The organism is Pelagimonas phthalicica (assembly GCF_004364805.1).
Lineage (GTDB): Bacteria > Pseudomonadota > Alphaproteobacteria > Rhodobacterales > Rhodobacteraceae > Pelagimonas > Pelagimonas phthalicica.
In genome coordinates this window covers 116,310-129,918 of record NZ_SOAP01000001.1, presented here as the reverse complement: position 1 = coordinate 129,918, position 13,609 = coordinate 116,310, and the positions used below count along the sequence as shown (strand labels likewise).

16 protein-coding genes are annotated in these 13,609 nt (G+C 57.6%); 5 read left to right on the top strand and 11 right to left on the bottom strand.

The window, feature by feature from the left end:
• Positions 1 to 119: 119 nt before the first annotated feature.
• The 7 genes from cobT to cobS all read right to left on the bottom strand — a co-directional run bounded on the left by cobT (position 120) and on the right by cobS (position 5,253).
• On the bottom strand, positions 120 to 1,997 hold the full coding sequence (gene cobT / locus CLV87_RS00630) for a cobaltochelatase subunit CobT (protein ID WP_099244285.1): 1,878 nt from the start codon (positions 1,995 to 1,997) through the stop codon (positions 120 to 122).
• A 68-nt stretch (positions 1,998 to 2,065) separates the two neighbouring features.
• A complete protein-coding gene (locus CLV87_RS00625) occupies positions 2,066 to 2,470 on the bottom strand; it encodes a hypothetical protein (RefSeq protein ID WP_099244287.1) in 405 nt (134 codons plus the stop codon).
• 122 nt (positions 2,471 to 2,592) lie between these two features.
• Positions 2,593 to 2,991 (bottom strand): hypothetical protein, encoded by a 399-nt coding sequence (locus CLV87_RS00620; protein WP_099244289.1) that lies wholly within the window; start codon positions 2,989 to 2,991, stop codon positions 2,593 to 2,595.
• 111 nt (positions 2,992 to 3,102) lie between these two features.
• The gene (locus CLV87_RS24315; protein ID WP_306438013.1) at positions 3,103 to 3,258 is read right to left on the bottom strand and encodes a hypothetical protein; all 156 of its coding nucleotides are present in this window, start codon (positions 3,256 to 3,258) and stop codon (positions 3,103 to 3,105) included.
• 3 nt (positions 3,259 to 3,261) lie between these two features.
• On the bottom strand, positions 3,262 to 3,774 hold the full coding sequence (locus CLV87_RS00615; RefSeq protein WP_306438014.1) for an aspartate/glutamate racemase family protein: 513 nt from the start codon (positions 3,772 to 3,774) through the stop codon (positions 3,262 to 3,264).
• Between the two features lie 76 nt (positions 3,775 to 3,850).
• The gene (locus tag CLV87_RS00610) at positions 3,851 to 4,267 is read right to left on the bottom strand and encodes a hypothetical protein (RefSeq protein WP_099244291.1); all 417 of its coding nucleotides are present in this window, start codon (positions 4,265 to 4,267) and stop codon (positions 3,851 to 3,853) included.
• Complete coding sequence (gene cobS / locus CLV87_RS00605) at positions 4,267 to 5,253, bottom strand: cobaltochelatase subunit CobS (RefSeq protein ID WP_099244293.1); 987 nt, start codon at positions 5,251 to 5,253, stop codon at positions 4,267 to 4,269. Before cobS ends, CLV87_RS00610 begins: the two co-directional genes overlap by 1 nt.
• A gap of 267 nt (positions 5,254 to 5,520) precedes the next feature.
• On the opposite strand from cobS, the gene CLV87_RS00600 reads away from it, so the two are divergent.
• The 4 genes from CLV87_RS00600 to rpiA all read left to right on the top strand — a co-directional run bounded on the left by CLV87_RS00600 (position 5,521) and on the right by rpiA (position 7,875).
• Complete coding sequence (locus tag CLV87_RS00600; RefSeq protein WP_099244295.1) at positions 5,521 to 6,072, top strand: sigma factor; 552 nt, start codon at positions 5,521 to 5,523, stop codon at positions 6,070 to 6,072.
• A complete protein-coding gene (locus tag CLV87_RS00595) occupies positions 6,069 to 6,425 on the top strand; it encodes a hypothetical protein (protein WP_099244297.1) in 357 nt (118 codons plus the stop codon). The genes CLV87_RS00600 and CLV87_RS00595 overlap by 4 nt, the downstream gene beginning before the upstream one ends.
• A 125-nt stretch (positions 6,426 to 6,550) precedes the next feature.
• The gene (locus CLV87_RS00590) at positions 6,551 to 6,994 is read left to right on the top strand and encodes a hypothetical protein (protein WP_099244299.1); all 444 of its coding nucleotides are present in this window, start codon (positions 6,551 to 6,553) and stop codon (positions 6,992 to 6,994) included.
• Positions 6,995 to 7,092: 98 nt separating this feature from the next.
• Positions 7,093 to 7,875, top strand: coding sequence for a ribose-5-phosphate isomerase RpiA (rpiA, locus tag CLV87_RS00585; protein ID WP_099244301.1), 783 nt, complete (start codon positions 7,093 to 7,095; stop codon positions 7,873 to 7,875).
• Positions 7,876 to 7,994: 119 nt separating this feature from the next.
• On the opposite strand, the gene CLV87_RS00580 is transcribed toward rpiA, so the two are convergent.
• The 4 genes from CLV87_RS00580 to gor all read right to left on the bottom strand — a co-directional run bounded on the left by CLV87_RS00580 (position 7,995) and on the right by gor (position 11,642).
• Positions 7,995 to 8,183, bottom strand: coding sequence for a DUF2065 domain-containing protein (locus tag CLV87_RS00580; RefSeq protein ID WP_099244303.1), 189 nt, complete (start codon positions 8,181 to 8,183; stop codon positions 7,995 to 7,997).
• Positions 8,180 to 9,067, bottom strand: coding sequence for a protease modulator HflC (gene hflC, locus CLV87_RS00575; protein ID WP_099244305.1), 888 nt, complete (start codon positions 9,065 to 9,067; stop codon positions 8,180 to 8,182). The genes CLV87_RS00580 and hflC overlap by 4 nt, the downstream gene beginning before the upstream one ends.
• Entirely contained in the window at positions 9,067 to 10,212 is a 1,146-nt protein-coding gene (gene hflK / locus CLV87_RS00570; protein WP_099244307.1) for an FtsH protease activity modulator HflK, read from the bottom strand. The genes hflC and hflK overlap by 1 nt, the downstream gene beginning before the upstream one ends.
• A gap of 68 nt (positions 10,213 to 10,280) precedes the next feature.
• Positions 10,281 to 11,642: a glutathione-disulfide reductase gene (gene gor, locus CLV87_RS00565; protein WP_099244309.1), complete on the bottom strand. Its 1,362-nt coding sequence runs from the start codon at positions 11,640 to 11,642 to the stop codon at positions 10,281 to 10,283.
• A 457-nt stretch (positions 11,643 to 12,099) separates the two neighbouring features.
• Here gor and CLV87_RS00560 point away from each other — a divergent pair, with 457 nt between their 5' ends.
• Complete coding sequence (locus CLV87_RS00560; RefSeq protein ID WP_370739634.1) at positions 12,100 to 13,494, top strand: DegQ family serine endoprotease; 1,395 nt, start codon at positions 12,100 to 12,102, stop codon at positions 13,492 to 13,494.
• Positions 13,495 to 13,609: the final 115 nt, after the last annotated feature.

Genomic DNA, 13,609 nt, shown 5'->3' with positions numbered 1-13,609 from the left:
CACCGCAAGGTGACCACCATCCCAATGGTTTCTTTGGGCCAAAAATATCCCGGGGGTGGCAAGCCTTTGGCTTGCAAGGGGGCTGGCCCCCTTATCCACCCGTCAGGGTTTCCCAGAATTTAGGACGCCTTGCGCATCCCCATCACCCGGGCCCGCGCCCGAGGATCGCTGTCAAAGAGCGAGGCAAGCTGTTCGGTCATCGCACCGGCCAGCTGTTCGACATCGGTGATGGTCACGGCGCGGTCGTAATAGCGCGTCACATCATGGCCGATCCCGATCGCCAGCAGCTCAACCTGTTTCTTGCGTTCGACCATGGCGATCACATCGCGCAGGTGTTTCTCAAGGTAATTGGCCGGGTTCACCGACAGGGTGCTGTCATCCACCGGGGCCCCGTCCGAAATCACCATCAGGATTTTGCGCGCCTCAGGACGGCCCGCCATGCGCCGATGCGCCCATTCCAGCGCCTCGCCGTCGATGTTTTCCTTCAGAAGGCCTTCTTTCATCATCAGGCCCAGATTGTCCCGGGTCCGCCGCCAAGGCGCATCGGCCCCCTTATAGATGATGTGGCGCAGGTCGTTCAGGCGCCCGGGCTGCTGTTCGCGCCCGGCATTCAGCCATTTCTCACGCGCCTGGCCGCCTTTCCACGCGCGGGTGGTAAAGCCGAGGATCTCGACCTTGACGCTGCAGCGTTCAAGTGTGCGGGCCAGAACATCGGCGCAGATCGCCGCAATCGAAATCGGGCGCCCGCGCATCGAGCCGGAGTTGTCCAAAAGCAGCGTCACAACCGTGTCGCGGAACTCGGTGTCTTTCTCGATCTTAAAGCTCAGCGGGGTGGTCGGGTTGGCGACAACCCGCGCCAGACGACCGGCATCCAGAATGCCCTCTTCGCGATCAAACTCCCAGGACCGGTTTTGCTGGGCCTGCAAGCGGCGCTGCAACTTATTGGCCAGACGCGACACCGCGCCTTTCAGCGGTTCAAGCTGCTGATCCAGATAGGCGCGCAGCCGTTCCAATTCCTGCGGTTCGGCCAGATCCTCGGCGAGGATCTCTTCGTCAAATTCGGTGTCATAAACCTGATAATCCGGGTCGGCCTCGGAAATCGGTTGCGGGGCGGGGGGCTCCATCGGGGCCTCGCCCTCGGGCATTTCTGCCTCATCACCCAATTCCTGATCCGCCATTTCATCCATGCTCACCTGAGCCTGAGACGGATCCTGAGTTTCTTCCTGGCTTTGCTCGGGCGAGGCTTCGGCATCTTCGCTCTCGTCATCCTGCCCAGTGCTGTCTGGCTGTTCGTCCTCGTCCTGCTCATCCTGCGAGGCGTCATCATCGGACTCATCATTCAACTCGTCCGGGTCATCGCCCAACTGGTCGCCATAGCCGAGATCGGTGATCATCTGGCGGGCGAATTTGGCAAAGGCCGACTGGTCAGACAGCACGTCCTGAAGGTTCTCCAGCGTGCCGCCCGCCTGATTTTCCACAAAACCGCGCCAAAGTTCCATGACATTGGCGGCTTCAGGCGGCAGGTCGCGCCCGGTGGCAAGGTGGCGGATCAGGTATCCGGCCGCAACGGGCAGGGGGGCCTCGGCGGCCTGGGTGATCTGACCATAGCCGCGCCGAATGGCGTCATGGCTGATCTTGGCGTCGATATTGCCAGCGGTGCCGGGCATATCACGCGCGCCCATTGCCTCGCACCGGGCGGTTTCCATCGCCTCATACAATTCGCGCGCCATATCGCCCGGAGGCGCAAATTTTGCATGCGTGCCTTCGTCGTGATAGCGACGTTGCAGGGCCAAAGCATCCGCTGTGCCCCGGGCCAGCAAAACCTCATCCCGCGTCATACGGCGCGACACCTGCGGCAGGCGCATAGCATCGCCTGACACGCCAGACGGATCGACCGTATAGCTGACGGACAGTTCCGGATCGTCTGCCATCACCTTGGTGGCTTCTGCCAGGGCTTTCTTGAACGGATCTGCGGGATTGTCGGATGGTTTGCTCATGTCAGTTTTATGAGCAGAATGTCGCTCCGCCGCAAGAGGGAAAGCGGCGTTTTAGAGCGGTCGGGCGGTTAGCTTAGCACCATGATTTGGCAGGTCATCAGGTGCTGATCGGCCAAACGCTGCGACATGTGCCGCCGCCGTTCATCCTGTTGAAAGGTTGCCGCCTGTAACAGGCGGGCATGGGCCATCTTGGCCTCAATCCGGTTGGCCAGCACGGTCTTGCCGCTCAGCCCCGACTGGCGGGCATCGTCGATCACAGCGGAAAGCAAATCCTGAAACAGGGAATACCCGGCCTCGGCCTGATGATCTTCACCCCCCATTAACCAGGCATGTTCGCGGGTTGCTGAAAAACGACCCAAGCATGTGGCAAAAAACTGCGCCTGATCACGCGGGGCGTCGGGCATGGCATGTGCTGGCAGGCTCGACAAAAGCGCCAGTGTCAGACTTCCTAAAATTGTTTTCAGATCGCCCATATTTTGGATGATAGGGGCAATTTATCGCTTAATGCTTAAGCGAAATGAAAACTTTTAATAAAAGTGATCCTAAAAACACAGGTTTGCCACGGTGCTGCAACGGCTCGGAACGCCGCTGGCCTTCAATCATGCAGTTTTGATCCGGTCGGCAAAAGCTCTGTACAGGCCACGCACAGCGCGTCCTGACTGCAGGAGGAAACCTCGCCCCGTTCCGCAAAACGGGTCAACAGAGCCAAGCTGTATTCGTCAAACCGGGTTTCCGTGGCCCCATAGCGCAGCGGTGCGGTTCTGTCGGTTACGGAATAGTCCGAAGCGGCGAGCAATTGGTCGCGATGGGCCGACATCGTGACAGATTGGGTATCGCCGGGCCTCATGACATCCAGCCATTTGGCCCGCGCATCAAAGACTCCGGCGCAATATTGCATGACATGCCTGTCAGCGTCGCTTGTGGCCTGAGCGCCAGAAGCCGCAATCAGACCTAAAGTGAAACACGCGGCACGCGCGACAATCCCCAACCCCATGATCTCAGCCCCCCAGCCAAATCTTTGGACCAGCAAAACAGGCTTAACAAAAGGTTACAAGCCTGAGAAAGGGCGTCGCTGTGTTTCTGATCTGGAAACAACGGGGGTGATTTACAGCGTCGCGCGGCCGGTGATGAGATCCGCCAGCAGGGCAATATGCACATCCAGCGCATCAATCACCCGGTAGTTGGTGGCCTGCCCATCAAAGGCGAGGTTCAGATCAGTGCCCGCCAAAACAACCGCATCCGCGCCCAGATGATCAACCATGTCCTAGCCAGCACCGAGAAACAGCTGGCGCTGTTCTGGCGTGCAAATGCCAGCGACGGCCATGTCCTGATAGCTCTGCCCGATCTCGTCAATCCGACCGTCCAGTGCGACGGCTTTGGTCTGGGTCAACTGCCCGTAAAGGCGGGTGTTCATGACAACGCGCGTTCCCAACAGGCCCACTGTCTTGATCCCTTCGGAAACAAAGAAGTCGTCCAAAGGGGCAACGGCGGAAATCAAGGGGAGGGCGGAGCGTTTGACGGTTTCCTCAAAGCAAAAGTGACCACCCAGAGAGGTGATCGCCACCGCGTCACAGCCCGCCTCGGCGAGGCGGTCAATATGGCGGGCATAAATCTCGGCCTGCTCTTCGCGACGGTCCGCAAGGTTGTTGACGATCAAGGCCTGTACGTCGGCATGTTCGATGGTCAGATCAAACGGCCCGCCCACGGCGGCGGTCAGGCGCTGGTAGTAAACCACGGTGGCTGCGACGCCTATGCCGCCAATGAGACCGAGATGCATAATGGGCCTTTCAAGACTTGAGCTGTCACATTTAGCGTTAATGGAAAAGGCGGCACGATAGGCACGCCTGCCTTGGTCAATAAGCCAAAGAAGGCCAATTAAAAACCGTGTTACATTTTGTGCAAGCCGGATCTTCCATGCAGGGATGGAGATGGCCGTGGTTTGCGAAGACGACCAGCCAGCTTTCAACCCGAGCCTTCAACTCATGGTTTTTCGGCAAACTATTCAAAGGCATCGTTTGCCCAGGCATCCTTGGAGCAATGGGCTTGGCGGCACTGTGCATTTCGTCAATTAGGCGGTTCGCGCGTGCGCGCATCATGATCGCATGTGCATCACGCGCCCCGGTTAGCGTTTCTCGCCAAATAGCTCGTGCCTCAAAATGGGCTGCGCAATTTACTAACGTATTACGAGGCGTCACCGACCAAATAGAGTTTTGGTCGGCAATCACGGCGTTGGTGGTGCAAATCAACAGAAATGCACCAAGCCGGATCATCAGCCCAAGCTCACATTCGCTGCGCTTTCAGGCAGTTCTTCGTCAAAGCAGCGCTGGTAGAACTCGGCCACTGTCTGGCGTTCAAGCTCATCACATTTGTTGAGGAAGCTCAGGCGGAAGGCATAGCCGACATTGCGGAAGATTTCCGAGTTCTGTGCCCAGGCAATCACGGTCCGTGGCGACATCACAGTCGACAGTTCGCCATTCATAAAGGCGCGGCGGGTGAAATCGGCGACGGTGACCATCTGTTTGATGGTCTTGCGACCGGCCTCGGTGTTGTAATGCGGGGCCTTGGACAGGATGATCTGCGTTTCCGCGTCAATCGAGAGATAGTTCAGCGTGGCAACCAGCGACCAGCGGTCCATCTGACCTTGGTTGATTTGTTGCGTGCCGTGATAGAGCCCGGTTGTGTCGCCCAGACCCACGGTGTTGGCGGTCGCAAAGATGCGGAAATAAGGGTGCGGGGTGATGACTTCGTTCTGATCCAGCAGGGTCAGCTTACCATCGGTTTCCAGCACGCGCTGGATCACGAACATAACGTCAGCACGGCCTGCATCATATTCGTCGAACACGATGGCGGTCGGGTTGCGCAGGGCCCAGGGTAGGATGCCTTCTTGGAACTGGGTGGTCTGCTTGCCATCCACCAGTTTGATCGCATCCTTACCAATCAAATCGATCCGGCTGATATGTGAGTCCAGATTCACACGAACCGCAGGCCAGTTCAGGCGCGCGGCAACTTGTTCGATATGGGTGGACTTACCGGTGCCGTGATAGCCCTGAATCATCACGCGGCGGTTGTTGCGGAAACCGGCCAGAATCGCGAGGGTCGTGTCAGGATCAAACTTGTAAGTGCTGTCGATATCGGGAACGCGGTCGCTGTTCTCGGGAAAGCCGTGAACAACCATATCGCTATCGATTCCAAAGGTTTCACGGACAGAGATCTCTTCAGTCGGTTTCGCGTTGATATCAATCATGCCGTCCGCCATGTTCCGGTGTCCTTATTCAATCGGGCTGTCTTAACGTCGCCTTGTCGTGCCTCATTTCGCCAGCAGGGGCAAGGGGCTGCAATCGTTTCTGCGGGCCGAGCCGCAATAAGACCGCGCCATGCCGCGAAATTCGCCGGAACGAGGGATGGCCGAGGCCAAGATGCGGACTGGCCTTAAGGCGCGTTCCGGTGGGCGAGGGGCAGAGTTTCGTGGACCGGCGCGTTGGTTTGTGGCATCCAAGGGGCGGGATATGTGGTGGGGTGCGTGATGCAGTTACAGCCCAAGTCATCGGAAATCGAAACATTGCTGACCGAGGTTGCCAAAGGGGACCACCGCGCTCTGCGCGGGCTGTATGATTGTGTCGGGGCTGATTTGTATGGCGTGGCGGTTTATTTGGTCGAAGATGAAAGCGCGGCATCGAATATCCTGACAGATGTGTTTGAGCGGGTTTGGCAAATGGCGGGGATGATGCGCGCCAATGGCGTGCCGCCGCATGTTTGGTTGCTCACACTGACGCGGGACACAGCGGTGGCGCATTTGCGGCAGCAACGTCGCAACACGGGCATTCCCGCCGCGCTGGACATTACGGAACGCCTATACGCAACCGACGCCCCCAATGCGGGTGGCAGTGCCGAGGCGGTCCAATTGCAGGCCTGCCTGTTGGAACTGCCCCCAGATCGGGCAAGCTGGATGGAACGGGCCTTTAAGGCCGGGATGACTTATGCGGACCTGGCTGAGATCACCGGGAAGCAGGGGGGAGAGCTGCGCGCGGCCTTGCGACGCAGCGTGTTGCAACTGCGGGAGTGTCTGAGCCGATGACAGTTGACGTTGACGCTATGCCCGCTGATCTGCCCGGAGGGGACGAGGCCACCGCGGCTGAATATGTCCTGGGTCTGCTGAGCGATGCCGAAGCAACGCCTTTTGAGACGAAGCTCAACAAGGATCGTGACCTGCAACAGGATGTTGCGGCCTGGCAGGCCTATTTCTGCACCTATTTTGAGACGGTCCAGCCCCAAACCCCGCCGCCTGCTTTATGGCGTGAAGTGGAAATACGGGTTGGACAGGAACCGAAGGTACCCATGTGGCGGCAAGTCCTGCCTTATTTGATAGGTGCGTTCTTTGGGGGCGGTTTGACGTGGCTGGTAACTATGATTGGATTAGGTGGCCATTGAAAGCAGCAGATGCAAACTGGCGGTAAACTGCGAAGGGATGCAGCGGCGTAATCTACTGAAATAGCTGGAACGTTCGAGGATGTGACGCTAAATAGGGGCAGTTTCACAACTGACTAGAGAATGTTATGCCCAAACCTATTAAATCGCATCTGCTGGCTGTCTGTTTTGCCGTAGTTTCGCTTTCCGCCTCTCCTGCGGTTTCCCAAGACAAACTACCGACAATTCCTGTAACCAAAGATTTCAGCATCAGCTCCAGCCAATGGACAAGTGGTTTGGGAAAAACCCATTTGGCATGGCGGGTCATCGAGCAAAACGGGCAGATCATGGTATGCGGGGCGATTGCCTCGGATAAGCATTCGACCATGTCCAGACACAATCGCGCAATTCTGCGCAAAGGTTTCGTCAAGGTGCAGGGCAAGAAGGTGTTGCGGGGATTGGGTTACTTTACTGTGGCAAAATCTGGCACAAACATCTTGGACGCGCGTGCGACCTGTAAACCTATCGCGGCCAAGGTCCCGTCGAAATCCCGCTTCCTTCTTGGGTTTGATCCGGTGCGCGTGCGAGGGTAATGCGCACCATTTTATAGGGAAATTTCTCTCGCAAGCGGGCGAAACCGGTTTATAAGGATTTGCCCGCATAAAGAGTCTGTCCCAATCCGAGGTGCCCCATGACCGGAGAGCTGTCCCCCATAGACAAGGCCAAATTCGTTGCGGCCAAACGTGCGGCCGAGTTTGTCGAAGACGGCATGCGCGTGGGGCTTGGGACGGGATCTACGGCCGCTTGGCTGGTGCGATGCCTTGGGGAAATGGTTGAGCAAGACGGGCTCAAGATCCTGGGCGTGCCGACCTCGACCCGCACGGCGCAATTGGCGCGCGAGGTCGGGATCAAGGTGATCTCGCTGGACGAGGCGCGTTGGCTGGATCTGACCATTGATGGGGCGGATGAATTTGATGCGGATCTGTCGCTGATCAAAGGCGGCGGCGGGGCGTTGTTGCAGGAAAAGATCGTTGCAACGGCGTCTGACCAGATGGTGGTTATTGCTGATGCGGCCAAAGAGGTCGAGCACCTCGGCAGCTTTCCCCTGCCGATCGAGGTTATTCCCTTTGGCTGGCAAACCACCCAGGCCCTGATCGAGGAAACCCTTGTTTCCATGGATGTGATGGGGCGGCAGGCTTCGCTTCGTATGAATGGCAGCGTGCCCTTTGTCACGGATGAGGGGAACCATATTCTGGACCTGCATCTTGGGCGAATTGGCAATCCGCGCCAGCTGGCCATGGTGATCAATCAGATCCCCGGCGTTGTTGAAAACGGGCTGTTTATCGATATTTGCGACAAGGTGGTGATCGGCTATGGCGATGGTCGGGTCGAAACCCGCGACATCAACGAGGGCACCGTGTCAGAAGATCGCCTGGATTTTGTCGAGACCGACAATCTGTTCCGCGATATTTAAGATCCAAGGACTGTCGGTCAGGTCGGAGTGACGTGTCAGGCGGTGCGAAACAAATTCCGTCGACGGAATTTGCAAATTTCGTGCACGAAATTTATTACCGCTTGCCGGGATCGTAGGCGTTAATTCGCAATCCACAAAAAGATGATACCGGTCACTAGGGTTGCCAGACCCAGGTTGCGTCGTGCGTCCAAGGGCATCTCGCGCAGCGCTTCCAGCAGGCGCTCCACAAGCGAAGGGGCTAGTGCATAGACCAGCCCCTCGATCACGAGGACCATTCCGATCCCCGTTAGTATATCTGTCCAGCTCATTGCTGAGCAGGTGCCGCGGTTTCGCTTCCGAAATAGTCAAAGAACTGGCTATCCGGCGTCATGATGATTGACGAATTGCCGCCTTGCAGCGCCTTTTCATAAGCTTGCAGCGAGCGATAGAAAGCAAAGAATTCCTCATCCGCGCCATAGGCCTCGGCAAAGACACGGTTGCGTTCCGCATCCGCTTCACCGCGAATGATGTTCGCTTCTTTCTCAGCTTCCGAGGTGGTTTCCACCACGGTACGATCCGCCAGGGCGCGGACACGCTGAGCAGCTTCGTTACCGCGGGCGATTTCGTCTGCGGCTTCACGCTGACGTTCTGCACGCATCCGGGCAAAGGTTACCTCAAGGCTGGTGGGCGGCAGGTTGGTTTGCTTCAGACGCACGTCCACAACCTCAAGCCCCAGCGATTGCGCCTGTAGCCGGGCGCGGTCACGGATACGGTCGGTCAGCTCGCGGCGATCTTCGGACAGGATGCGGTCAGAGGTCACCTGATCGGCACCCAGCACTTCGCGGATCATCGAGTTGAGAATGCCGGACAGGCGTTCCTCGGCAACGCGCGTGCCACCGGCACCCACCGCTTGGCGATATTGAACCACATCGGAAATCCGATAACGGGCAAAGGCGTCCACAACCAGACGGCGGTCGTCTGACGGGGTGACTTCGATCTCTTCGGAATCCAGCGACAGGATACGGTCTTCGTACCGCACAACCTCTTGGATCAGAGGGATCTTGAAGGCCAGGCCCGGCTCTTCTTTCACGGCCTTGATCTGACCAAATTGCAGCACCAGCGCCTTTTCCCGTTCATCAACCACAAAGATCGACGAAAGGAAGATCACCAGCAACACCACAAAAGCGGGAAGGAGATAAGTTGTCTTGCGCATCAGTTCTTGCCTCCGCTCGAGCGGGTCAGCTCATTCAGTGGCAGATAGGGGACAACGCCGCCTTCGCCGGTCAGGCTGGGATCGAGGATCATTTTGTCGACCCCGCCCAGCACGTTTTCCATGGTTTCCAGATACAGACGCTTGCGCGTCACATCTGGTGCCTTGGCGTATTCTTCGCGAACCGAGGTAAAGCGCGCGGCCTCACCGACGGCTTCGTTCACAACGCGGGCGCGATAGGCTTCGGCCTGTTCCAGAACCTGCGCCGCAGAACCACGGGCTTCGGCCACAACCTTGTTGGCATAGGCATCCGCCTGGCGCTCCAAACGATCTCGCTCTTGCTCGGCTTCTTGAACTTCGCGGAAGGCGTTGATGACTTCGCGTGGCGGGTCAGCCTTGGCCAGGTTCACGCGAACAATGGAAATACCCGATTCATACTCATCAAGAGTGGTCTGGATATTGGCCATGGCGGTGTCGGCGATGACACCACGATCACGGTTCAGGATCGGAGCGAGGTTGGTCGCCGCGATGATTTCGCGCATGACCGCCTCAGACACCGCTTGAACGGTCAGTTCGGGGTCGCGGATGTTGAAGAGGTATTTCGCCGGATCGGTGATGTTCCAAACGACCTGGAAATCGATGTCGACGATGTTGGCGTCCGTGGTCAGCATCAGTCCATTGCCGTTCCGGCCAGCCCCGATGGTTTCCGAACGTTCCGAGGTCACATTGACCACCTCGGCGGTTACCAGCGGCCAAGGTGCAAAGTTCAGACCCGGATTGCCGGTGCTGGAATATTCACCAAGGAAAAGCTCAACTGACTGCTCTTCCGGGCGCACGGTGTAAAAGCTGGCGAAAAGCCACAGAGCGATCAGACCGAACACGCCCAAGGCCACGGTCCCACGGGTAAAGCCAGGGCCCGCCGGGCTGCCACCGCCGCCATTGCGACGGCCACCACCATTGTCACTGCGCCCGCCCATGAGCACGCGCAGCTGCTCCTGACCTTTTTTCATCAACTCGTCGATTTCGGGAATCTGGCCGTCATCGGGGCGTTTGCCCCCGCCACCTTGCGGGCCGCGACCATTATTGCCGCTGCCATTATTCCCGTTATTTCCGCCGCCCCCCCAGGGGCCGCCACTGTTTCCTGCCATGAAGCGTTGTCCTTCTCTGGTCCTCTGGCGTCTTATCTACAGTAACCTGTGCGTGATTTGGTTAAAATTCAACCAGTCCGCGTGGGGTTCCGCATTGTGACAAGTTCTTCGGCCATTACGGGGTGAACCGCAACCACTCGGTCGACATCTTCTTTCGTTGCCCCCATTTTTACGGCGATTCCGGCCAACTGGATCATTTCGCCCGCCGCTGGTGCGACGATATGGCAGCCCAAGACCTTGCGGTTGGCCTGGCTGACGATCAGTTTCATCAGCACTTTTTCCTCGCCCCCGGCAAAGCTGGATTGCATGGCCTTGAAATTTGTCGTGTAGACTTCGATCGGTTCCTGCGCCTTGGCCTCTTCTTCGGAGAGACCAATTGTGCCGAATTCCGGTTGGGTAAAGACTGCACTTGGGATCAGCTCGTGATCAACCGGCATGGGGTCGCCGCGGAACACGGTCGAGACAAAGGCCATGCCTTCGCGAATGGCAACCGGAGTCAGGTTCACGCGGTCAGTTACGTCACCAATCGCATAGATCGAAGGAACGGCGGTTTGGGAATACTCATCCACAATGACCTCGCCCTTTTTGCCGATTTTAACGCCCACCTCTTCGAGACCCATATCGTCGGTATTGGGGCGGCGACCGGTGGCGAACATCACGTGGTCAAACAGGGTTTCGACTCCATTGGTGTCGGTGACCTTGATGCGATCTCCGGCTTTTTCCAATGACGCGACATTGGTGTTGAGTTGCAAGTCAACACCCTTGCGGATCATTTCAGAGGCGATCAGGTCGCGTGCTTCCTGGTCAAAGCCACGCAGGATCTGTTCGCCGCGGTAAAATTGCGTGGTCTTCACGCCAAGCCCATTCATGATCCCGGCAAATTCCGAAGCAATATAGCCGCCGCCAACGATCAGGATGTTTTCGGGCAGTTTCGGCAGGTGGAAAATCTCGTTCGAGGAAATCGCCAGTTCCGAACCGGGGAAATCCGGGATGACCGGGCGGCCGCCCATGGCGAGCAGGATATGCTTGGCCGTCTTGCGCTCGCCGGTCGACAGCTCGACCGTGTGGGCATCGACAATCTTGGCGCGGGCATCAAAGCTTTCGACACCGCTACCGGCGAGCAATTTGCGATAGATACCTTCGAGACGGTCCAACTCGGTCGTCAATTTGTCGTGGAAGTGATCCCAGTTGAAATCCCCGGCGCTCATATCCCAGCCATAGGCCTGGGCTTCGGCGACCATTTCGGGATAGCCCGAAGCAAAGACCATCAGTTTCTTGGGCACACAGCCGCGAATAACACAGGTGCCGCCATAGCGGTCTTCTTCGGCCAGGCCAACCTTGGCACCGGTTTCACCCGCTGCGACACGTGCGGCCCGAACGCCGCCAGAGCCTCCGCCAATGACAAAAAGATCGAAATCAAAGGTGCTCATGACGGGCCTCATCTGGTTGTGTTCGCTTTGGCAAAGATATTTCACAGCCCAGATAGGAAGGCCAGTGCCCCTTGTCATCGGTCGACATCGCACGTCTTTGTCAAAAGCGTTACAGGTTTTGATTAGGTTTTGTTGAAAGGCGGACTTTTACAATTCGTTAACTTCGATTTGGCCCAATACCGCCAAAATTGATCAGGAGTTCTGCCAAGATAGACAGCTTGCGTTTGCAAAGTTTCGCTCACCAGCACCTCACATTTGCTTGAGGTGAGGATTTCCCTCCTTTGGTGTTGCGCAATCGCACCTATCTTTGACACATTAACAAGAGGCGAGCAGAAACATGCAGAACGTGTGTAACCCGCCGAAATGGACAAGGAGTGCCAAGTTGAAACCCCAAACCCTCGCTTTGACCAAGGACAATGTGACGCCATTGCGCCTGTTCTGGCTGACGACATTGTCGATGGTTCTGATCTTGTCGCAATCGCTGATGGCGCATGCCCGCGGCGCGCCCGAAAGCTTTGCTGACCTGGCTGAACGCATCAGCCCATCGGTTGTGAACATCACAACTTCGACCGTTGTCGAAGGGCGTGGTGGCCCACAGGGGATCGTGCCCGAAGGATCCCCGTTCGAAGACTTTTTCCGCGAATTCCAGGATCGCGGTGGTGAAGGTGATCGCCCACGGCGCAGCTCGGCCCTGGGGTCTGGTTTCGTCATCTCCGAGGACGGATATGTCGTAACCAACAACCATGTGATCGAGGGCGCGGATGAGATCCTGATCGAATTCTTCGAAGGGTTCGAATTGCCTGCCAAGCTGATCGGCACCGATCCGAACACGGACATTGCACTGCTCAAGGTTGAAGCCGAAGAGCCGCTGAAATTCGTCAGCTTTGGTGACAGTGACACGGGCCGCGTTGGCGATTGGGTCATGGCGATGGGCAATCCGCTGGGGCAGGGCTTTTCCGTGTCCGCTGGTATTATCTCGGCCCGCAATCGTGCGCTGAGCGGGACCTATGACGACTACATCCAGACCGATGCCGCTATTAACCGTGGTAACTCGGGTGGTCCGCTGTTCAACATGGATGGCGACGTGATCGGCGTAAACACCGCGATCCTGTCGCCCAATGGCGGCTCGATCGGGATTGGGTTCTCGATGGCGTCCAACGTTGTCACCAAGGTTGTCGACCAGCTGAAAGAGTTTGGTGAAACCCGTCGCGGTTGGCTGGGTGTGCGCATACAGGACGTGACCGAAGATCTGGCGGAATCGCTGGGTCTGGAAGAAGCCAAAGGCGCGCTGGTCTCTGATGTGCCGGATGGTCCTGCCAAGGATGGCGGTGTCGAAGCTGGCGATGTGATCGTGAACTTTGACGGTGTAGCGGTCGAAGACACCCGCCAGTTGGTGCGCGTCGTGGCCAATGCTCCGGTCGGCAAGACTGTGCGCGTTGTCGTGAACCGTAACGGTGAAACGCAAACCCTTAAGGTGACTCTGGGCCGCCGTGAAGAGGCTGAGGGCAAAGCGCCTGCCGCCGTTGAAGATGACACACCAGAAGAGCCTTCGAAGCTCGAACTGATGGGCCTGACCCTGAGCCCACTGACGGATGAGATCCGTGGCGAGCTTGGCCTGGATGAAAAAGCCACAGGTCTTGCGGTGGTTGCGGTTGACGAGACCTCGACCGCCTTTGAAAAAGGTCTGCGCGCGGGTGATCTGATCACCGAAGCGGGGCAAAACCCGGTTGCTGATCTGGACTCGCTGAAAGAGCGCATTGATGCGGCGAAAGAAGCGGGTCGCAAGTCGATCCTGCTGCTGGTGCGCCGTGGTGGTGATCCACGCTTTGTTGCGCTTGGCTTGACTGAGTAACGCAAGCAATCCTATCATTTCAAAAGGGGCCCCGTCTGGGCCCCTTTTTTGTTGGCGGTTTCCCGGCGCGTGCTTAGGGTCAGGACCCATTAATTCGCGACGCTCAGTTCGCCAG